The 20037-nt window shown below is 72.3% G+C and carries 15 protein-coding genes; 10 read left to right on the top strand and 5 right to left on the bottom strand.

The genetic code is table 11. The features are described from left to right. Nucleotides 1-5: 5 nt before the first annotated feature. A complete protein-coding gene (locus tag ACH4VO_RS23420) occupies nt 6-920 on the bottom strand; it encodes a GNAT family N-acetyltransferase (protein ID WP_360990326.1) in 915 nt (304 codons plus the stop codon). Between the two features lie 575 nt (nt 921-1495). Between ACH4VO_RS23420 and ACH4VO_RS23415 the strand changes: the two genes are divergently transcribed. The 3 genes from ACH4VO_RS23415 to ACH4VO_RS23405 all read left to right on the top strand — a co-directional run bounded on the left by ACH4VO_RS23415 (nt 1496) and on the right by ACH4VO_RS23405 (nt 4476). After that, nucleotides 1496-2062 (top strand): DUF1707 and FHA domain-containing protein, encoded by a 567-nt coding sequence (locus ACH4VO_RS23415; protein ID WP_360990329.1) that lies wholly within the window; start codon nt 1496-1498, stop codon nt 2060-2062. Between the two features lie 249 nt (nt 2063-2311). Beyond that, on the top strand, nt 2312-3409 hold the full coding sequence (locus tag ACH4VO_RS23410) for a tetratricopeptide repeat protein (protein WP_360990331.1): 1098 nt from the start codon (nt 2312-2314) through the stop codon (nt 3407-3409). Next, complete coding sequence (locus ACH4VO_RS23405; protein ID WP_360990334.1) at nt 3406-4476, top strand: polyprenyl synthetase family protein; 1071 nt, start codon at nt 3406-3408, stop codon at nt 4474-4476. The genes ACH4VO_RS23410 and ACH4VO_RS23405 overlap by 4 nt, the downstream gene beginning before the upstream one ends. A 24-nt stretch (nt 4477-4500) precedes the next feature. Here the strand turns inward: ACH4VO_RS23405 and treY are convergent, their stop codons facing one another. Beyond that, nucleotides 4501-6897 carry a malto-oligosyltrehalose synthase gene (gene treY / locus ACH4VO_RS23400; protein WP_360990336.1) on the bottom strand — a complete coding sequence of 799 codons (2397 nt, stop codon included), beginning with the start codon at nt 6895-6897 and terminating at the stop codon, nt 4501-4503. A 97-nt stretch (nt 6898-6994) separates the two neighbouring features. Next, a complete protein-coding gene (glgX, locus tag ACH4VO_RS23395; protein WP_360990338.1) occupies nt 6995-9160 on the bottom strand; it encodes a glycogen debranching protein GlgX in 2166 nt (721 codons plus the stop codon). Nucleotides 9161-9541: 381 nt separating this feature from the next. On the opposite strand from glgX, the gene ACH4VO_RS23390 reads away from it, so the two are divergent. Together ACH4VO_RS23390 and ACH4VO_RS23385 are read left to right on the top strand one after the other, a co-directional pair. Beyond that, nucleotides 9542-10774, top strand: a complete 1233-nt coding sequence (locus ACH4VO_RS23390) for an SAV2148 family HEPN domain-containing protein (RefSeq protein ID WP_360990341.1) — start codon at nt 9542-9544, stop codon at nt 10772-10774. 77 nt (nt 10775-10851) lie between these two features. Continuing rightward, entirely contained in the window at nt 10852-11583 is a 732-nt protein-coding gene (locus tag ACH4VO_RS23385) for a 3'-5' exonuclease (RefSeq protein ID WP_360990344.1), read from the top strand. Nucleotides 11584-11593: 10 nt separating this feature from the next. Here ACH4VO_RS23385 and ACH4VO_RS23380 read toward each other — a convergent pair whose 3' ends face one another. Further along, nucleotides 11594-12460: an aminoglycoside phosphotransferase family protein gene (locus ACH4VO_RS23380; protein ID WP_360990347.1), complete on the bottom strand. Its 867-nt coding sequence runs from the start codon at nt 12458-12460 to the stop codon at nt 11594-11596. Nucleotides 12461-12585: 125 nt separating this feature from the next. On the opposite strand from ACH4VO_RS23380, the gene ACH4VO_RS23375 reads away from it, so the two are divergent. The 5 genes from ACH4VO_RS23375 (at nt 12586) to ACH4VO_RS23355 (ending at nt 18640) form a co-directional block, all read left to right on the top strand. Beyond that, entirely contained in the window at nt 12586-13524 is a 939-nt protein-coding gene (locus ACH4VO_RS23375) for a sugar ABC transporter permease (protein WP_360990350.1), read from the top strand. After that, the gene (locus tag ACH4VO_RS23370; RefSeq protein ID WP_360990353.1) at nt 13509-14360 is read left to right on the top strand and encodes a carbohydrate ABC transporter permease; all 852 of its coding nucleotides are present in this window, start codon (nt 13509-13511) and stop codon (nt 14358-14360) included. The genes ACH4VO_RS23375 and ACH4VO_RS23370 overlap by 16 nt, the downstream gene beginning before the upstream one ends. After that, nucleotides 14360-15661, top strand: coding sequence for a sugar ABC transporter substrate-binding protein (locus ACH4VO_RS23365; protein ID WP_360990355.1), 1302 nt, complete (start codon nt 14360-14362; stop codon nt 15659-15661). Before ACH4VO_RS23370 ends, ACH4VO_RS23365 begins: the two co-directional genes overlap by 1 nt. 59 nt (nt 15662-15720) lie before the next feature. Then, nucleotides 15721-16920: a macrolide-inactivating glycosyltransferase gene (mgt, locus tag ACH4VO_RS23360; protein ID WP_360990358.1), complete on the top strand. Its 1200-nt coding sequence runs from the start codon at nt 15721-15723 to the stop codon at nt 16918-16920. Between the two features lie 517 nt (nt 16921-17437). Then, nucleotides 17438-18640, top strand: coding sequence for a S8 family peptidase (locus ACH4VO_RS23355; RefSeq protein WP_360990360.1), 1203 nt, complete (start codon nt 17438-17440; stop codon nt 18638-18640). 601 nt (nt 18641-19241) lie between these two features. On the opposite strand, the gene ACH4VO_RS23350 is transcribed toward ACH4VO_RS23355, so the two are convergent. Beyond that, a complete protein-coding gene (locus tag ACH4VO_RS23350; protein ID WP_360990363.1) occupies nt 19242-19709 on the bottom strand; it encodes a hypothetical protein in 468 nt (155 codons plus the stop codon). Nucleotides 19710-20037: the final 328 nt, after the last annotated feature.

Here is a 20037-nt window from a genome sequence, read left to right as displayed (position 1 = left end):
CCCCGCTATCGCACCAGATGGACCCGCTCCTGCACGATGCGGTGACCGGCCCGGGCGAACGCCGCGGCCATCGGGGTGTTGCCCCGGTCGGTCGCGCCGGCGACGGACGTCGCACCCTCGGCGGCCAGGAAGCGGGTGCATTCGACGAGCAGGTCGTAGCCGTACCCGTGGCCGCGCGCCTCGGGGACGACGCCGATGAAGCCGATGCACGGGCCGCCGGGGTTGCGGGCCGGCACGTGGATTCCGGCGAGCGCGCCGTCCGGGGTGTACGCGAGCTGCCACCAGGAGCGCGGGGAGGGACACCAGTGGAAGAAGTCCAGCTCCTCCTGGGCGGCCTGCTCCAGACCGCCGGGGCCCTCGATGGCGCGCCGCGCATGGGCGTCCAGCGTGACGGAGTGGACCCGGCGCAGGACGTCCAGGATCACGGCGTCGTCCGGCTCCTGGCGGAACTCCAGCCGGCCGGGCCGCTCGGGAAGGCCGTCGCCGGGGGTCCACTCGTACCGGTAGCGCTCGACCAGCACGCGCATGCCGGCCGCCTCGGCCGCGGCGATCCGGGCCGAGGCCGCCGCCCGTACCTCCGGCACCTCGCGCCAGCCCGCAGGCACGATCAGCTCGTACTCGGCGGACCACGGGGCGCTCCGCAGCAGTTCGGTCCCCGCCTCCGCCTCGCCCGGGGCGAAGTCGAAGTAGTTGACCAGCACGGGCTCGGTGTCCTCGGGCCCGCCCCACCAGGCGGCCCGGGCGACGACGACGCCGTCGCGCAGGGCGACCCGGGTCCACTCGGGGCGGTACTCACCGCCGTCGCGCACGGTGGCGAAGCGGTGGCCGAACGCGGCGCGGCCGACGAGACGGGCATCTTGCAGGGAATCGAAAAGGTGGGCGTCGCTCTGGGTGAGCGCGCGAATGACCAGATCGGTCATGGACGTGTCCTCCGGGACAGCGGGCGCGCTCCCGGTCAGACCGGGTCCGGCACCGCCCTGCGGACGGGACGGGAGCGCGCGGACGAAGTGGTGCCTGGGGTGGTGGTACGGCAACGCACGTCTCTCGCCTCCCTCCGCGTCCGGGGCCTGTGGTCCACTCGACTGTACGGGCCCCGGAACGGGCCGTCCATCGCTTTTCCGGCGGCCGACCGGTCCCCCGCCCTGGCGAAGAGGCGTCCGGCGTTCCCCCTGCCCGGACGCCCGGCGACTGCGGTCCACGTCCCCGGCGGCGGCCGGACATGAGGTCGTCGGCGCGCTCGTGGTCCGGGACGCAGAGGGGATGGAGGACGAGGCCGAGCCCGGCGGCGGCCGGCGAGCGGACGGGCCGTCAGTTCCGGTGGTACGACGGGCACGGACCGCCCGGGTGCGGCTGGTCCCGGCGCCGGCCAGGAGCGGGGCCGCACCAGCCAACTCGCCTCCGGCGAACGGAGTTCGCCGGCCGCCTCCCAGTTCAGGAAGGCCGAAATCCGGGTCTGTCTGGACACCCCCGGCCCGGCGGACCGACAATCGGCACTGTGACGTCCTCCTTCGAGTCCTCCACGTATCCCGCGCGGCTGTCCGACGCCCAGCGCGACCGTGTCCTCGGTGTGCTCAGGGACGGCGCGGCCCAGGGCAAGCTCTCCCACGACACCTTCATGCGGCGGATGGAACTCGCCCTGGTGGCCCGGCGCGCCGAGGAACTGGAGGCGCTCACGGCCGACCTGGACACCGGCGGGCGCTGGTCGCGGGGGCTGCTGCGCGCGGTGGGCGGCGTCTCCGCCTTCCCGGCACGCCTGCGCAGGGCCTGGCAGTCGGAGCGGCTGCCCAAGCTCCTCCTGCCCGTGCCGGGCCCGCACCCGCTGCACATCGGACGCGATCCGGGCAACGGGCTGCGGCTCAGCCACGAGACGGTGTCCCGGCGGCACGCGGAACTGACGGCCCACGGCAGCCGGTGGATCCTGCGCGACCTCGGCTCGACGAACGGCACCTGTGTCAACGGCCGACGGGTCATCGGCTCCGTCCCGGTGCGCGACGGCGACCAGGTGAGCTTCGGACGGATGGCCTTCCGGCTCTCCGCGCCCGTGCCCGGCCCGCCCGTCTGAGGCATCCCCCTCGCGGCCCCACCCCCTCCCGCCCCCCGCTCCTTCGCCCGGAGGTCCTCGCGGCGTACGTCCTGGTGACTACCCCACGTGCTCCACGTGGCACTCGAGTACCACGCGTAACCCGTTCACAGACGGATTCGTGGAACCTCCGCCGCCTCGTACCGTCTTGATCAGAGACGGGACGACGGCAAGACGCCCGCCCGGGGGCCACGGTCCCCGGGCGGGCGCGACAGCGGGCAGGTGGCACGGGTGACACAGGTGGCTCAGCGGGAACAGGCGAAGGACAAGGCGTTCGCCCCCGAATACCAGGGGGCCCTCGGCTCCCTTTCGGTGAACTCATCCCTCACCGAGGTGCTGGCGAAGGGCATCGAGGAACTACGGGCCGCACAGGCCGCGGGGCAGCAGCGGGAGATGGCGCGCTGCGGCCTCGCCGTCGCGGAGGCCTACCGGCGGCTGGGACGGGTCACGGACGCCGACGCGGCCTGGAAGGCGAGTTACCGCGCCGCACGCTCGGCGCGGGACACCGGGGCGATGGCCTGGGCCCTGTGGAGCGGCGGCACACTCGCCCGCCAGCGGGGCGCCCTGGCACTGGCCTACCGGCTGCTCGGGCTCGCGGCCGAACTGGGCGAACGCGGCGGCGACGTCGTGGTGCGCGGCTACTCGCTCGCCGGGCTCGCCGAGACGGGGCGCATCCAGGGCGACTACCAGGCCGTCGGTGAACTGCACGAACAACTGCTCGCCGAGGCACGCCGGCGGGGAGAGGCCCGGCACACGGTGTGGGCGCTGGAAGGCATAGCGCAGATGCACCGGAACACCGGTGACTACGATCGTGCACTCGCCCTCTTCGAGGAGGCGGCCGAGACCGCCGGCCGGGCCGACGACCGGCGCGGACGGGCCTGGGCGCTGCGCGGGATAGCCGACGTCCTGTCCGTACGCGACGGGGACGTGGAGCGGGCGCTTGAGCTGCTCGCCGAGGCCGAAGTGGCCTGCCGCGAGATGAAGTTGTCCAGCGCGCTGGCCTACAACCTGAAGATGCGCGGCAACGTGCACTACCGGGCCGGGCTGTACCCGCAGGCCCGGGACGACTACGGGCGGGCGCTGGCCGGGTTCCGGGAGATGAACGAGCCCCGGGGGACCGCGCTGTCCCGGCTGGGGCTCGCCAAGTCACTGGCCCGGCTCGGGCGGGATCCGGTGGAGACCGCCGCGGAACTGGCCGGCCTTCGCCGGACGCTGGACCGGATCGGACTGCGGCACGCCCGGGACATGGTCGACAAGGCGGCGGCCGAGCTGGGGGTGGGACCCCTGCCCGTCGGGGACGACCGCACCGAGGAGGCGGCGGCGCGATGACCTACCCCGCCACCGCCCCGGCCGAGACCGCCCCCCGGGTACTCGCCCGCTGCCGCGACCTCGTGCGGCCCGCCCTGTCCGCCGCGATCGGACGGCTCCACCCCTGGCCCCGCGAGATGGCCGCCTTCGCCCTCGGCCGGAGCACGGACGGCGGGGCACCGGCGGGCGCCGCACCGGCGGACGGAGCCTCCGAGGGCAAGGGCGTACGCCAGACCCTCGCCGTGCTGGGCGCGGAGGCCGCCGGGGCACCCGGACGGAGCGCCGTCGCCGGGGCGGTCGCCGTCGAACTGACCCACGCCTTCACCCTCGTGCACGACGACATCATGGACGGCGACGGAACCCGGCGGCAGCGGGAGACCGTGTGGAAGGCGTACGGCACCGGAGCCGCCGTACTGGCCGGGGACGCACTCTTCGCCCTCGCGGTCCAGACCCTCGCCGAGGCCCCCGGGCCGCACACTGCCGCGGCCGTGCGCCGCCTGTCTCAGACGCTGGGCGGCCTGGTGCACGGCCAGGCGGAGGACCTGCTGTTCGCGGCCCGCCCCTGGACGGGGCCCGAGGCCGTCGGCCCCGACGAGTACCGGACCATGGCCGAGCTCAAGACCGGCACCCTGCTGGGCTGCGCCGCGGCGCTCGGCGGCCTGCTGGGCGGGGCGCCGGCCGCGACCGTCACCGCGCTCGACCGGACCGGGCGCCACCTCGGGGTGGCCTTCCAGGCCGTCGACGACCTGCTCGGCATCTGGGGCGACCCCGCGGTGACCGGTAAGCCCGTCCACAGCGACCTGCGGCAGCGGAAGAAGACCTACCCGGTGCTGGCGGCCCTTGCCGGTGAGGGCCCCGCCGCCCGGGAACTCGCGGCCCTCCTGAACTCCCCGCTTCCCCTCGACGACACCGGCGCGGTCCGCGCGGCAGCGCTCACCGAGGCGGCGGGCGGGCGCACCGCCACCCTGGAGGAGGCCCGCCGCCACCTCGACGCCGCCCGCGCCTGCCTGCGCAGCGTCCCCCTCGCCCCGGGGCCGGTGGGCGAGATCGAGGTACTGCTCGGGTTCCTGCTCCACCGCACGGGATGAGGCGGCGGCGGGGGACGCGTCTCCTCAGACGGCGCCCTTCCGCCCCGCCTTCGTGAGCAGGGCCACGGGCCGTTCCCCGAACAGGTCGGCGAGCGCGACCGTGGCGCCCGCGAACTCCCGGCCCGGAGAGAGCTCGTCGCGCCACGGGCCCTCGTCCGGCAGGACCAGCGTCGTGTCGCGCCAGCCACCCTCCTCGGCGAGACGCAGCGAGAGCCGGGTCACCGCGGTGACCGCTTCGCCGGACCGGCAGAACGCCAGGCAGTGGGAGGCCGCCGGGCCCCGTGCGGCGAGCGGGGCGTACGTACCCGACTCGCCGAAGAGGTCACGGCGCTCCCGCCGGAGGCGCAGCGCGGCGGCCGTGATCTCCGCCTTCTCGTCCCGCCCCCCCGCCGGCCGGGCGAAGGGTCGCCGGTTGTCCGGGTCGACCAGGGCGATGTACTCCCGCTCCGTGCCCTGGTACAGGTCGGGCACGCCCGGCATCGTCAGGTGCACCAGCGCGGCGCCCAGCACGTTGGCCCGGACGAACGGGGCGAGCGTGTCCGTGAACCGGGTCAGCGCGTCCCGTGCCTCGCCCTCGCCGCTGCCCGGGCCCGCCGCCACGAAGTCGCTCACCGCACGCTCGTACGCGGGATCGGGCTCCGTCCAGCTGGTGAACAGTCCCGCCTCCCGGACGGACTTCAGCAGCGCGGGCGCCAGCCGGCCCGCCATCTCCCCGGCGGGCAGACATGCGCAGGCGTACGCGACCTGCCAGGCCTGCCATGCCAGCTGCGGGTCCGGGGCGGCCGCAGCCGTCGACCGGGTCAGCCGCGCCACCAGCGAGGCCCACCGCTCGGGGCACTCGGACAGGACCGCGATCCGGGCCCGTACGTCACCGCTGCGCTTGGTGTCGTGCGTGGTCAGCACCGTACCGGTGGCCGGCCAGTCCCGGGCCAGCCGTGCGCAGAAGGAGTGGAACTGCTCCGGGCTCACCGCCGGCCTGCCGGGGTCGCCGCCCACCTCGGTCGCCGAGATCAGCGGCACGTAGCGGTAGAAGGCCATGTCCTCCACCGACTTGGCGTGCAGCGCGGACGCCGTCTGGGCGAACCGGGCACAGAACGCCGTGTGGTCCGGCCCGTCCCCGAGCCGTCCCAGCGCCAGCCCCCGCACCACGTCGACCGCCTCCGCCTCCTGGGGGACGGAGAACACCGCTTTGGCGTCCCGCACCGCGTCGGGCGGCAGCGTCGCCTCCGCGATCTCCGTGAGGGGTCCGCCCGCCGTGACGTACGGGCGGTAGACGGGGACGCGCACGAGCAGCTCGCGCACCGCCGTGTGCAGCGCCCACGGGGCGTGGTCGCGCAGGGCGGGGTCCGCGGCGCAGACCCGTGCGGCGAGGCGGGTGAGCCACTCCGTCTCGGCGGCGAGGTCGTGGGTGACCACGCGGTAGGCGGCCCGCCGGACGGTGGCCGTCCAGTAGCCGCCGCGGTCCCCGGCCGGGCCCGCGAAGTCCCGGTAGCGGCCGAGCAGGTCGGCGCTGCCCATCGGGTCCGTGAAGACGCCGTCGACGCGGTGCAGCGCGTCGTACCCGGTGGTCCCGGCGACGGCCCAGCCCGCGGGGAGCGTCTCGGAGCCGGTCAGGATCTTCTCGACCACCGTCCACCGTCCCTCGGTGGCCTCGGCGAGCCGCTCCAGGTACGCGGCGGGTTCCGCCAGGCCGTCCGGGTGGTCGATGCGCAGTCCGTCGGCGACTCCGTCCCGGAGCAGCCGCAGGATCGTGCCGTGGGTGGCGGCGAAGACCTCGGGGAGCTCCACCCGGACGCCGATGAGGTCGGAGATGGTGAAGAACCTGCGGTAGTTCAGCTCGGTGCGGGCCAGGCGCCACCAGCCGAGCCGGTAGTGCTGGGCGGCCAGCAGCTCCCGCATCGGGAGGCCGGCCGTCCCCGCGCGCAACGGGAACTCCTGCTCGCCGTAGCGAAGGACGGGCGTGCCGTCGTCCCGTTTCGCCACCTCGAATCCGCCGATCTCCTCGCCGATCCGCCCGGCGAGGACCGGCAGCAGGACCTTCCCGCCGCCCGCCTCCCAGTCGATGTCGAACCAGGAGGCGTAGGGGGACGCGCGCCCCTCGCGCAGCACCTCCCACAGCGGCCGGTTGTGGCGGGGCGCGGCCGCCATGTGGTTGGGCACGATGTCGAGGATCAGTCCGAGGCCGTGCGCGCGGGCCGTGGCGGCCAGCCGCCGCAGCCCTTCCTCGCCGCCGAGCTCGGCCCGCACCCGGCCGTGGTCGACGACGTCGTAGCCGTGACCGGAGCCGGGCACGGCCTCCAGGACCGGGGACAGGTGCAGATGGGAGACGCCGAGCGTGGCGATGTACGGCACGGCGTCTGCGGCGGCTGCGAACGGGAAGTCCGGTTGGAGCTGCAGCCGGTACGTGGCGGTGGGCGTCATGGACACGTACGTACCCCGCCTGACGGCTTCTGTGTCACATGACGCCCCACCAGGGCACCACCGGTGGTCTCCGGGCCTTCCGGGTGCCCCGTCTGGCCTACGCCGGGCGCTTGAGCACCGTCAGACTCCGCCCCAGGAGTGTCACCCGTTCGCCCGCGGAGACCTTGGGGCCCGCACCCGGGGGGACACCGTCCGGGATCGCCGTGTCCACGACGACCTGCCACCGCTTCCCGTGGTGCACCGGCACGGTGAACTCCAGGGAGTCGGCCCCCGCGTTGAACATCAGCAGGAACGAGTCGTCGGCGATCCGCTCGCCGCGCGGCCCCGGCTCCGAGATCGCGTGACCGTTCAGGAAGACCGTCATCGCCTTGGCGTGGGCGGCCTGCCAGTCCCGCTGGGTCATCTCCTCGCCCCGCGGGGTGAACCACGCGATGTCCGACAGCTCGTCGTGCGTGCCCTCCACGGGCCGGCCGTGGAAGAAGCGGCGGCGCCGGAAGACCGGGTGGTCCCGGCGCAGCCAGACCATGGACCGGGTGAACTCGAGCAGGCTCGTGTCCGTGCCGGGGGCGCCGGCGGCCTCCGGACCCTCGCCCTTCGGCGCGCGGGCGGCGGCCGGGTCGGGCCAGTGCACCCAGGAGAGCTCGTTGTCCTGGCAGTAGGCGTTGTTGTTGCCGCGCTGCGTACGGGCGAACTCGTCGCCGTGGCTCAGCATGGGCACGCCCTGGGAGAGCATCAGCGTGGCGATGAAGTTGCGCATCTGACGGCTGCGCAGCTCCAGGATCTCCTTGTCCTCGGTCTCCCCCTCCGCGCCGCAGTTCCACGAGCGGTTGTGGCTCTCGCCGTCCCGGTTGCCCTCGCCGTTGGCGTCGTTGTGCTTGTCGTTGTACGAGACGAGGTCGTGCAGGGTGAAGCCGTCGTGGCAGGTGGTGAAGTTGATGGAGGCCAGCGGGCGCCTGCCGTCGTCCTGGTAGAGGTCGGAGGAGCCGGTGAGCCGGCCCGCGAACTCCGCGAGTGTCCGGGGCTCGCCCCGCCACAGGTCCCGCACGGTGTCCCGGTACTTGCCGTTCCACTCGGTCCACAGCGGCGGGAAGTTCCCCACCTGGTATCCGCCCTCGCCCACGTCCCACGGCTCCGCGATCAGCTTCACCTGGCTGACCACCGGGTCCTGTTGCACCAGGTCGAAGAAGGACGAGAGCCGGTCCACCTCGTGGAACTGGCGTGCCAGCGTGGCCGCCAAGTCGAAGCGGAAGCCGTCCACGTGCATCTCGGTCACCCAGTACCGCAGGGAGTCCATGATCAGCTGGAGCACGTGCGGGGACCGCATGAGCAGGGAGTTCCCGGTGCCCGTCGTGTCCATGTAGTACTGCGGATCGTCGGCCAGCCGGTAGTAGGAGGCGTTGTCCAGGCCCCGGAACGAGAGGGTCGGCCCCAGGTGGTTACCCTCCGCCGTGTGGTTGTAGACGACGTCGAGGATCACCTCGATGCCGGCCCGGTGCAGCGCCCGGACGGCCTGCTTGAACTCGAGGACCTGTTCCCCGCGGTCGCCCCAGGAGGCGTACGCGTTGTGCGGGGCGAAGAAGCCGATGGTGTTGTAGCCCCAGTAGTTGGCGAGGCCCGCGTCGGCCAGCCGGTGGTCCTGGACGAACTGGTGCACCGGCATCAGCTCGATCGCCGTGACACCCAGCTCCGTCAGGTGGGCGATGATCTCCGGATGCGCGAGCCCGGCGTACGTACCGCGCAGTTCCTCGGGCAGCCCCGGGTGAAGCATCGTCAGGCCCTTGACGTGGGCCTCGTAGATCACGGTGCGGTGGTAGTCCGTACGGGGCGGGCGGTCGTCGCCCCAGTCGAAGTACGGATTGACCACGACCGAGCTCATCATGTGCGGCGCCGAGTCGAGGTCGTTACGCGCGTCGGGCCGGCCGAACGGATAGCCGTACACCGCCTCGCCCCACTCGATCTGCCCGGAGATCGCACGCGCGTACGGGTCGAGGAGCAGCTTCGCCGAATTGCAGCGCTGCCCGCGCTGCGGCTCGTACGGGCCGTGCGCCCGGAAGCCGTAACGCTGTCCCGGCATCACTCCGGGCAGGTAGGCGTGCCGGACGAAGGCGTCGGTCTCGCGAAGCTCCACCGCCGTTTCTGAACCGTCGTCGTGCAGCAGGCACAACTCGATCCGGTCTGCGGCCTCCGAGAAGACCGCGAAGTTGGTGCCGGCGCCGTCGTACGTGGCACCGAGGGGATACGCCTGTCCCGGCCAGACCTGCATAGATAGGACTCTTCCATTTCTGATCCGGGTGTTGGAGGGTTCTTGCCCCGATACTCCCCGAAAGATGTGCGCGCACCTAGGACGTCCGCCGGTGCGGCCGGGTCCCGTCGGCCGTGATTGCGCCGGGCCGGTCAACTTCGGACACTTTCGTGTCGCCCGGAGGATGCGCGTCGAGCGGCGGCACGCCCACCCGTCCGCTGTGCGGCCTCCCCGGAGTGCCCAAACGCTATGAATCAGCTCACTCCCCCTGATCTCGCCCCAGGGAACCGGCATGGATCACAGGGGAGTTGAGTGAGGAGCCTGTGCATCCTGCTGCAGGGGATCCCGGTCCCGGAGTACCCTTCCTTGATCGTTGGTGGGGGAGTGGAAGGCGGTACGCGGGTGAGCTCGGGAGGGTTCGAGCTGCCCCCAGGTGACGCAGGTCACGAGGGGGAGTCGACCGATGCCCCGCCGGGGGCGGTCTCCCTCGCGCAGCCCATGGAGATCGGCGCGGAACTGGACTGGGGAGCGGATGCCTGGAACGAGGTGCGCACCCGGGCCCAGCGCGCAGGCCGGGCCTACATTTGGCTGAATCTCGTCGAGCAGCGGCTGCGCGCCGTGGTCTCCGCCGTGGTCCGGCCGATCTACGAGCCCGTGCACGGCGAGGACTGGGTGGTGGCCGCCGCGGGTCCCGCCGGGCAGGAGTGGGTGCAGCGGGCCGTCGCGGTGCGGGAGGTCTCGCGCCGCAAGGGTTATCTGCTCGACCCGGCCGACGACAACGTCCTCAGCTTCCTCACGCTTCCGCAACTGCGGGAGCTGATGGTCCAGCACTGGGCCTGCTTCGAGCCGTACTTCGACGACCGCCGCGAGGTGGAGCTCGCGCTCGACGAGCTGGAGGTGGCGCGCAACGTCGTCTCCCGCAACCGCGCGCTGAACGAAGCGGTCCTGGCCCAGGCCGAGAGGGCCTCCGCACGGCTCCTGGAGATCCTGGGCAGCGGGGCCGCCGTGCCGTCCGCCGACCGGCTGCCGGTGGACGCCGTGGAGGAGCTGGTGGGCGACCGGTACGCCGACGTGGTCTCCGTCCACTCCGACCGGGTGCGCCTCCAGCGCCAGCTGCCCGCCGAGGACCTGTTCGGCGGCGCGCGACGGCTGGACGCGATCGGCATAGGGCTCAATCTGCTCACGCAGAACTTCTCGGGCCGGCGGCTGGTCCGCCTCGCCGAGTCCGGCTGCCGGGTGCGGCTGCTGTTCATCAACCCGGCGAGCAGCGCGGTCAAGCGCCGGGAGCGGGAACTCGGCCTCAAGAAGGGCGAGCTGAGCCGCTCCGTGGAGATGAACATCCTCCACATGCGCAGGGTCCGTTCCAGACTCCGCGACCCGGGCGCCTTCCAGATCCAGGTCTTCGACGAGACGCCGCGCTTCACGGCCTACCTCGTGGACGGTGACGGCCCGGACGCGGTGGGGGTCGTGCAGCCCTATCTGCGGCGCGCACGCGGCATGGAGGCACCCGTTCTGGTACTGCGCGGCGGCGGACGGGCCGTGGTCCGGGCGGGCCAGGACAGCGAGCACGGCCTCTTCGAGACCTACCGCGAGGAGTTCGAGTCGGTGTGGACGGACTCCCGGCCCGTCTCCTGACGCCCCCTCCTGCGTTGTCAGTGGCGCGTGCGAAGGTGGTCACCACATGGGGGAGAGCACCAAGGAGGAGGTACGGGATGAGCTGGCACCGGGAGCGTCTGGTCGGCTTCGACCTGGAGACGACGGGCACGGACCCGCTGGAGGCCCGGATCGTCACCGCCGCGGTCGTGGCGGTGGAGAGCCGGGCGGAGGAGCCGGTCCGGTGCGGCACCTGGCTGGCGGATCCGGGCATCCTGATTCCCGCGCAGGCCTCGGCGATCCACGGCATCAGCAGCGAGCGGGCCGCGGCGGAGGGCCGCCCGGTCCGCGAGGTCGCGGACGAGATCGCCGACACGCTGGTGGAGTACTGGTGCGAGGGGGTGCCGGTCGTCGCGTACAACGCGGCCTTCGATCTGACCCTGCTCTCCGCGGAGTTGCGACGCCACGGACTGCCGTCCCTGAGCGAGCGGCTGGGCCGGCCGGGCATCGGCCCCGTCATCGACCCGTACACGATCGACCGGGCCGTCGACCGCTATCGCAGGGGCAAGCGCACCCTCGAGGCGGTCTGCGTCGAGTACGGCGTGGTGCACGGCGGTGCGCATGACGCGGCCGCCGACGCGCTGGCCGCGGTGCGCGTGGCGTACGCGATAGCCGAGCGGCACGGTGCGGTCGCCGCCCTCACCACCGCCGAGCTGCACGAGCGTCAGATCGGTTGGTACGCGGAGTGGGCGGCCGACTTCCAGTCCTTCCTGCGGCGCAAGGGCACGGCCGACGCGGTGATCGACGGCCGCTGGCCGCTGCGCGAGCCGGCCCCGGCGCAGCTCCCCTGACGGCCGATCCTCAGAACGGATACCACCGGACCTCGGGGTTGTCCTCGCGCAGGGACGCCACCCTGCGACGGAATTCGGCCAGGGCCTTCGGATTGGCCGGGGCGTGCTGGGAGACCCAGGCGCAGCTGGCGGTCTCGCGGGCTCCGCGCAGCACGGCGCAGCCCTCCCACTCACGCACGTCCCAGCCGTAGGCCGCGGTGAAGGCGTCGTACGCCTCGGCGGGCAGGCCGTAGCGGTCGCGGGAGAGGGCGAGCACCACGAGATCGTGCTCGCGCAGATCGGCCGAGAAGGTCTCCAGGTCCAGCAGGACCGGTCCGTCCGGACCGATGTGGACGTTGCGGGGGAGCGCGTCCCCGTGGATCGGGCCGGGTGTGAGATGCGGCGCCAGGGCGGCGGCGGCCGTGGCGAAACCGTCGCGCCGGCCGCGCAGGTAGTCGGCGTCGGCCGGATCGATCGCGTCACCCGCCAGCCGCAGCCAGCGTTCCACCCCGCCGAGCAGTTCGCGGCGCGGCAGGGCGAGGCCCTCGGGCACGGGCAGCGCGTGGACGAGGGAGAGCAGCGGGGCCAGGTCGCGCGGTTCGGGAGGGCGCACCGCCTCGGGGAGCCGGTGCCAGAGGGTCACCGGGTGGCCCTCGACCAGCCGGGCCGCCGGTTCGGCGGCCCGCACGGCCGGCACGCCCGAGGCGGCGAGCCACCGGGCGACGGCGACCTCGCGCTCCGCCCGCTCCGCCAGCTCCGGGTGCGCGGTGGCGTTCCTGCCGACCTTGACCACCAGGTCACCGACGGAGAACACCGCGTTCTCGCCCAGCGCGAGCAGCTCGGAGCCGCCGGGCAGCCCGGCGGCGGTCAGTACCTCGCGTGCGCGCATCTCGTCCATGGCCTGATTTTCGCATCCGTGCAGGCCACCTTGACGAACGGACCATGCGTCAGCACGATGACGGGGGCCTCACGGACGGGCCGGACATGGGTGAAACCGATCCAATGGGGCAAAGGGGTCGATTCATGGCATTAACCGGCGTCGTGGCTCCTCAGGGCCGTAAGAGGCCACCCGGCGGGCCACCGCGGCGCCGCAGAGGCGACGGCGCCACCTGGTTCCTGGTGCTGCCCGCGCTGATCCCGATCCTGGTCCTGAGCGTCGGCCCGCTGCTGTACGGGATCGCGCTGGCCTTCACCGACGCGCAGTCGGGCCGGACCCGCGCGACCCGGTGGACCGGCGCCCTCAACTTCCAGGACCTGCTGCACGACACCCTGTTCTGGGACTCGTTCAGGATCGGCCTGCTGTGGGCGGTCGGCGTCACGGTCCCGCAGTTCGTGCTCGCGCTGGGGCTCGCCCTCCTCCTGAACGCGGACCTGCGCATGCGCCGGATGGCCAGAGCGCTGGCCATCATCCCCTGGGCCATGCCCGAGGTGGTCGTCGGCATCATGTGGCGCCTGGTGTACAACCCCGACGCCGGCATCCTCAACGAGACCCTTCGCGACCTCGGTCTCGGTGACGGCCGGGACTGGCTGACCGGGCCGGTGACCGCCCTGCCCGCGGTGATCCTCGTGGGCGTCTGGGCCGGCATGCCCCAGACCACCGTGGTCCTGCTGGCCGGCCTGCAGAACACCCCGCACGAACTCCACGAAGCAGCCGCCCTGGACGGTGCCGGGGCCTGGCGCCGCTTCCGTACCGTCACCTGGCCCGCGATCAGGCCCGTGGCGCTGGCCGTGAGCGCGCTGAACCTCATATGGAACTTCAACTCCTTCGCCCTGGTCTACGTCCTGACCGCCGGAGGGCCGGGGGGCCGCACCCGGCTGCCCATGCTGTTCGCCTACGAAGAGGCCTTCCGATACGGCCAGTTCGGCTATGCTGCGGCGATGGGATGTGTGATGGTCGCGGTGATCTCCGTGATCCTCGCCGTGTTCCTCGCCGGCCGGCTCCGGGGATGGGAGGACACGTGAGTCCGCGTACCGGCGGAGCGGCACGGGCCGGGAAGTACGCCGCGCTCCTGTGCTACCTGGCCTTCCTGGCCTTCCCGTTCCTGTGGCTGGTCTCCACCGCCTTCAAACCCGCCCGCGAGCTGGGCGCCCTGCACCCCACCTGGATCGCGCGGGAGCCGACCCTGGACAACTTCCGCCAGGCCTTCGACGAGCAGCCGTTGCTGCGCGCGGCCGCCAACTCGCTGACCGCCGCCCTCTGCGCGGCACTGATCGCCGTCGTCATCGCCACCCCCATGGCGTACGTCATGGCGCGTCACCGCGGCAGACTGGCCACGGCCGCCACCGGATGGATCGTGATCAGCCAGGCGTTCCCCTTCGTCCTGGTCATCATTCCGCTCTTCCTGGTCCTCAAGAACCTGCACCTGATCAACTCCCTGGGGGGTCTGGTCATGGTGTACGTGGTGTGGTCGCTGCCCTTCGCCCTGTGGATGCTCACCGGGTACGTCCGGGCCCTGCCGCCCGAACCGGAGGAGGCCGCGGCGGTCGACGGGGCCGGCAGGGTGCGGATCCTCGTCTCGGTCACCGCCCCGCTGCTGGCCCCCGGGATCGTCGCCACCGGGCTCTTCGCCTTCATCACCGCATGGAACGAGTTCTTCTTCGCCCTCGTCCTGCTCAAGACCCCGGAGAAGCAGACCTTGCCGGTCGTACTGACGCACTTCCTCGGCGCGGAGGGTGCGGCCGACCTCGGGCCGCTCGCCGCCGCCGCCTTCCTCGCCACCCTCCCCTCCCTCCTCCTCTTCGCGGTCATCCAGAAGCGCATCACGGGCGGACTGACGGCCGGGGCGGTGAAGCACTGATGCGCCGCCGTCCCTTCACGGCCGCCGCGGCGGTGACCGCCGCGCTGGCCCTGCTGCTGACCGGCTGTTCGGACGGGGGAGAGCGGGGCAGGGACGCCGACGGCACGATCCGGCTGAGCTTCCGGTCGCCGGCCTGGCAGAAGGAGTCCGTCGACGCCAACAGAGAGCTGGTCGAGGAGTGGAACGCCACGCACCCGGACATCCAGGTCGACTACGTCCAGGGCAGCTGGGACGACGTCCACGACCAGCTCCTCACCTCCTTCGAGGGCGGTGAGGCGCCCGACATCATCCACGACGCCTCCGACGACCTCGCGGACTTCGCTTACGGGGGCTACCTCGCCGACCTGCGGCCCCTCCTGTCGGACCGGCTGAGCCAGGACATCCCCCAGCGTTCCTGGCAGACCACGACCTTCGGTGACGGTGTCTACGGAGTTCCCTTTCTCCAGGAACCCAGGGTCCTGATCGCCAACACGAAGATCCTCGAGGCGTCCGGTGTCCGGATACCCACCCCCCGACGGCCGTGGAGCTGGCCGGAGTTCCGGAGGGTCACCGCCGAACTGACCGGGAAGGGGAGGTACGGGGTCGCCTGGCCGCTCAGGGAACCGGTCTCCGTCACGCTCAACCTGGGCCTCTCCGCGGGCGGGCGGCTCTTCCACCGCGAAGCGGACGGCAAGGTGACCATCCGCTTCGAGGACGGCGACCAGGTCATGCCCGAAACGGTCCGGGACCAGGTCAACGCTGATCACAGCGCGGCGCGCACGGCGCTTGGCATGGGAGGGTCGGACACCCTGCCCGGCTTCTTCGGCGGCAGGTACGCCATGGTCGCGCTGGGCTTCTCCTACCGTCAGCAGGTCGTCGAGCAGGCCCCGGAGGGCTTCGAGTGGAGCGTCCTGCCGGTTCCCGCCGGTAGCGGCGGACTCGCCCAGGGGGTCAGCCCGCAGACCCTCTCGGTGGCCGAGGACAGCCCCCACAAGAAGGAAGCCGTGCAGTTCATCGACTTCCTGCTGCGCCCGCCGAACATGGTGCGTCTGGCCAGGGGCGACTGGATGCTGCCGACCGGCACCGAGGCGCTGGCGGACCCGTCCCTGCACACCGCCGAGAACGGCTGGGCGACCGGCACGGCCCTCGCGGGCGCCCTGCGTCCCGCCCCCGCCCAGGCGGTGCGCGGATACCCGGAGTGGAAGGACAAGGTCGCCACCCCCGCGCTGCAGGAGTACTACAGCGGGGCGATCGGCACGAAGGAGCTGGAGGAGCGGCTGGCGGTCTCCGGGAACCGGGTGCTCGCCCGGTACCAGCGCTGAGGGGTGAGCGCCGAGAAGCAGACTGTACGATACGTTCCGTCTCGCATAGCGTGAGTGCCATGACCACCACCCCGCGTGCCCATATCGCCATGTTCTCCATCGCTGCCCACGGGCATGTGAACCCGAGTCTCGAAGTGATCCGGGAACTCGTCGCCCGGGGACACCGCGTCAGCTACGCCATCCCGGCCCCGTTCGCCGAGACGGTCGCCGCCACGGGAGCGGAGCCGGTGATCTACACGTCCGTCCTGCCCACCGAGGACAGTCCGCAGGACTGGGGCACCGAACTCATCGACCACCTCGAGCCGTTCCTGACGGACGGGATCCAGGCGCTCCCCCAGCTCGCCGCCGCGTTCCGGGGCGACGAGCCGGACCTCGTCCTGCACGACATCACCTCCTACCCGGCTCGCCTCCTCGCCCACCGCTGGGGCGTCCCCGCCGTGTCGCTCTGGCCCAACCTCGTGCCGTGGGAGGGGTACGAGGAGGAGGTCGGCGCGCCGATGACCGCCGAGCTGAGGCGGACCGAGCGGGGCGCGGCGTACTACGCGCGCTTCGCCGCGTGGCTCGCGGAGAACGGTCTCGGCGGGATGGAGCCGGACGCCTTCGTCTCCCGCCCCCGCCGCGCCGTCGTCCTCATCCCCGAGGTGCTCCAGCCGCACGCCGACCGGGTCGACCGCACCGTCCACACCTTCGTCGGCGCCTGCCAGGGGGACCGCGCCGAGCAGGGGGAGTGGAAGCGTCCCGCCGGGGCGGAGAAGGTGCTGCTGGTCTCGCTCGGCTCGGCCTTCACCGACGAGCCGGGCTTCTACCGCGAGTGCGTCCGGGCCTTCGGTGATCTGGCGGGCTGGCACGTCGTGCTCCAGATCGGTGCCCATGTGGATCCGGCCGAACTCGGAGACGTGCCGAGCACCATCGAGACGCACGCCTGGGTGCCCCAGCTGTCCGTACTGAAGCAGGCGGACGCCTTCGTCACCCACGCCGGCGCGGGCGGCGCTCAGGAGGGCCTCGCCACCGGTACGCCGATGGTCGCGGTCCCGCAGGCCGTCGACCAGTTCGGCAACGCGGAGATGCTGCAAGCGCTCGGTGTGGCCAGGCATCTGCCCAAGGAGGAGGCCGACGCGGCGTCCCTGCGGGCCGCCGTCCTGGCCCTGGTGGACGACCCCGAGGTCGCGGCCCGGCTGGCCGCGGTGCGGGAGCGAATGGCGCGGGAGGGTGGTACGCAGCGGGCGGCCGACCTCATCGAGGCCGAACTGCCGGCCTGAACCGCGGCCCGCGTCCCTGGCGGGCAGGCTCCCGGTAGGGACGGCGTGCGCGGGCGGGATCGTGGCGCGGGTGCCCTCGCCGGGGTGGCGGGCCGAGCGGGCTGGGGGTCCGCGTCCCTGCCCTGGATCGAGGGGGCGTCATACGTGCTCGGAGCGGCGGGACTTCGCGGGTCGCTCGGTGCCGCGGCAGGGAGCGAACCGGTCGGCCTGTGCCGCACCGACGTTCCCCCGCCGGAAGAGGAGCGGGCGATTCCGAGGAGAGGACGGCCAGGGAACCGTCAGCGGGACAAGGTGACCCGTCGGCGTCCGATATGTGGATTGCGGGATCTTTCCTCCTTCACCCCGGTTCGGCCGTGAGTGGGCCGGTTTCCTGTGACGAAGATCTGGTAACTCCGTGACGGCTGCATGAAGTTCTTGATCTGGGCGCGTCAATCGCGCAGGGTTTCGAGGCAACCCCCGGAGATTTTCCGGCCGAGGGTCAATCCCCCCACAAAGAATGACGAGGAGACCCCTCTTCATGGCAATTCACAAGCGCGCACGCCGGGTCAGGCTGACAGCAGCGATAACCGCGGTCGCCGCCGCGGCAGGTGTCGGCATCCTGGGCACCCCGTTCGCCGGAGCCGCACCGGCTCCCGCGATGGGCACCGTCTACGGAGCCGACGCGGCCACCGCCGTGTCCGGCAGCTACATCGTGATGCTGGACAAGAAGGCGGACAAGTCGAAGCTCGCGAAGGAGTACGGCGGCAAGCTCTCCCGCAGCTACAACTCCGCCATCAACGGCTTCTCGGCCGGCGGACTGACCCGGACCGAGGCCAGGAGGCTGGCGGCCGACCCCGCCGTCGCCAAGGTCGTCCAGAACAAGAAGTTCCACACCACCGCCACCCAGGACAACCCGCCGTCCTGGGGCTTGGACCGGATCGACCAGACCGGAACCGCGGGCGACAAGTCGTACACCTACCCGGACGCCGCGGGTGACGGCGTCACGGCGTACGTCATCGACACCGGCGTACGGGTGACCCACAGCGACTTCGAGGGCCGGGCCACCTCGGGCTTCGACGCCGTGGACAACGACGACGACGCCGACGACGGCAACGGGCACGGCACCCACGTGGCCGGCACCATCGCCGGCGCGGCCCACGGCGTGGCGAAGAAGGCGAAGATCGTCGCCGTCCGCGTCCTGGACGACGCCGGTTCCGGTACCACCGAGCAGGTCGTCGCCGGCATCGACTGGGTCACCGCCAACCACAAGGGCCCGTCCGTCGCCAACATGAGCCTCGGCGGAGGCGCGGACCCCGCGCTGGACGCCGCGGTCCAGAAGGCGATCTCCTCCGGCGTCACCTTCGCGGTCGCCGCCGGCAACGAGTCGAGCGATGCGGGCGGGGGTTCGCCCTCCCGGGTTCCCGAGGCCATCACGGTCGCCTCCTCGACGGTGGACGACGCGCAGTCGTCGTTCTCCAACTTCGGTTCGGTCGTGGACATCTACGCCCCGGGTTCGGACATCACGTCGGACTGGAACGACAGCGACGACGGCACGAACACCATCTCCGGTACGTCCATGGCGACTCCCCACGTCGTCGGTGCCGCAGCCGTCTACCTCGGCGGGCACCCGGACGCCACCCCGGAGCAGGTCGCCACGGCGCTCACGGGCGGGGCCACCCCGGACGCGATCACCAACGCGACCGAGGGCACCGCCAACAAGCTCCTCAAGATCGTCGAATAGGGAGCAGTCGCTGGGGTCTGTCCCGCACCTCACGGCGGATCGGCGCGGCGCTGGATGCGGTGCGTCGTACGGCGGAGGGACGTTCGCACACGGATCACGTGGACGTTCCGGCGGCGCGCGAGGTGGCGTAGCCGTCGCCGCGCGTCAGCCGGGACGGGCGGGGCGGCCCTCGGGCCGGCCGCCGCGCCCTCCCCCACGGGGCGCGGCGGCCGTGACCGGCCTGCAGATCGTCCTGGCTTCTGTCGCCACTCACGCCCGTATCAGGAGTGACGCGAGTGACCGCTGCTTCGTAGGAATCGGTGGTCTTGTCGCCCCGGACGTGAACGGGCCTGACCCGAGGCCGCCCGGACCTGATGCGCACCCGGATCGCTTCCGTCACCGTTGTGAACCGGGTGAGCCGCTGGTGTTCCCGCTCGTCCCGACGAAGCTGAGCGGGCGGCCGGATCCGTCGCGGGCTGGTGCCGTGACCGGCCATGTCTGCCCCATGAGGAGCGTCGTCCCGTGCGCCGGCCAACGCGGATGGGGGTCCCCCCTGGCCCTTCAGGCCTTGGGGGAGTGCGTGCTGGGCGGCGCGACGGGGCAAAGCTTGCCGAGAGGGGCACTAGTGCACGGTGGCCGACCAGCGGACCAGGCAGTCCACCTCGATCAGGCCAGGGCCCGGAAGTTCGACGGTGCCGCGGAAAGGCCCGTCGCACCCCTCCAGGTGCGTCGCTTCCCCACCGCTGAGTGGCCGGTGTGAGAAGCCTGCGTACCCCTTGCCCACCTCCAGCTCCAACCTGGTGCGCTCACCGGTATACAGCAGGACATCCGGATGACGGCCCTCCACGCTCTTCACCAACTTGGGCAGCGAGTCCGCGGCGCGAAAGCCGATGTTCCAGCGCGGAAACAGCGAACCACGGGACATCTTCTTCACCTTGAGGTGCGTGTACTCCCTGGGCACGATCGCCCGTACACGGTGACCACCGAGGTTGTGCTTCACGAGCATGCGGCCCTGTTCGAGCCGACCGGGAGTGTTGATCAGTCCGTAGACGTAGAAACCGGCGAGAGTCCCGCCTTCGATCTCGACCACTGTGGTCTCACTCTTCGGAGCGTGACTGACGGGAACCGTGCCGTTCCCCCGCCCCCGATGGCGTAGTTGTATGTCCTCCATGGCCGCAGTCTGCCAGGGCCGGTCTCCTTGGCGCGTCCCCCGCTCGGACCCACAGCAGCCGTCGCCTTGGCCTCACTACCGATGTGAGGAAGACGCGGAGACCCCTGAGGGCTGTCCCGTCATCCCTGGCATGCGCACGGTGGCAGCAACGGCACCTCGCCGCGTTGTCGGAACGCCCGAACGCATGCCGTACGCGGACGCGCCTGCGCCGTGCCATGCACCGCATCCGACGCCGCGCGCTGACCCG

It is taken from the genome of Streptomyces sp. NPDC020780, assembly GCF_044334475.1.
GTDB lineage: Bacteria > Actinomycetota > Actinomycetes > Streptomycetales > Streptomycetaceae > Streptomyces.
Note: the sequence above shows the minus strand (reverse complement) of the source record. Positions and strands in the feature narration are given on the sequence as shown.

Bases quoted from the DNA above. Each gene is read 5' to 3' on its own strand.
- ACH4VO_RS23420 (WP_360990326.1), bottom strand. From the start codon at position 920: ATGACCGATCTGGTCATTCGCGCGCTCACCCAGAGCGACGCCCACCTT.
- ACH4VO_RS23405 (WP_360990334.1), top strand. From the start codon at position 3,406: ATGACCTACCCCGCCACCGCCCCGGCCGAGACCGCCCCCCGGGTACTC.
- treY (WP_360990336.1), bottom strand. From the start codon at position 6,897: ATGACGCCCACCGCCACGTACCGGCTGCAGCTCCAACCGGACTTCCCG.
- glgX (WP_360990338.1), bottom strand. From the start codon at position 9,160: ATGCAGGTCTGGCCGGGACAGGCGTATCCCCTCGGTGCCACGTACGAC.
- ACH4VO_RS23385 (WP_360990344.1), top strand. From the start codon at position 10,852: ATGAGCTGGCACCGGGAGCGTCTGGTCGGCTTCGACCTGGAGACGACG.
- ACH4VO_RS23380 (WP_360990347.1), bottom strand. From the start codon at position 12,460: ATGGACGAGATGCGCGCACGCGAGGTACTGACCGCCGCCGGGCTGCCC.
- ACH4VO_RS23375 (WP_360990350.1), top strand. From the start codon at position 12,586: ATGGCATTAACCGGCGTCGTGGCTCCTCAGGGCCGTAAGAGGCCACCC.
- ACH4VO_RS23370 (WP_360990353.1), top strand. From the start codon at position 13,509: ATGGGAGGACACGTGAGTCCGCGTACCGGCGGAGCGGCACGGGCCGGG.
- ACH4VO_RS23365 (WP_360990355.1), top strand. From the start codon at position 14,360: ATGCGCCGCCGTCCCTTCACGGCCGCCGCGGCGGTGACCGCCGCGCTG.
- mgt (WP_360990358.1), top strand. From the start codon at position 15,721: ATGACCACCACCCCGCGTGCCCATATCGCCATGTTCTCCATCGCTGCC.
- ACH4VO_RS23355 (WP_360990360.1), top strand. From the start codon at position 17,438: ATGGCAATTCACAAGCGCGCACGCCGGGTCAGGCTGACAGCAGCGATA.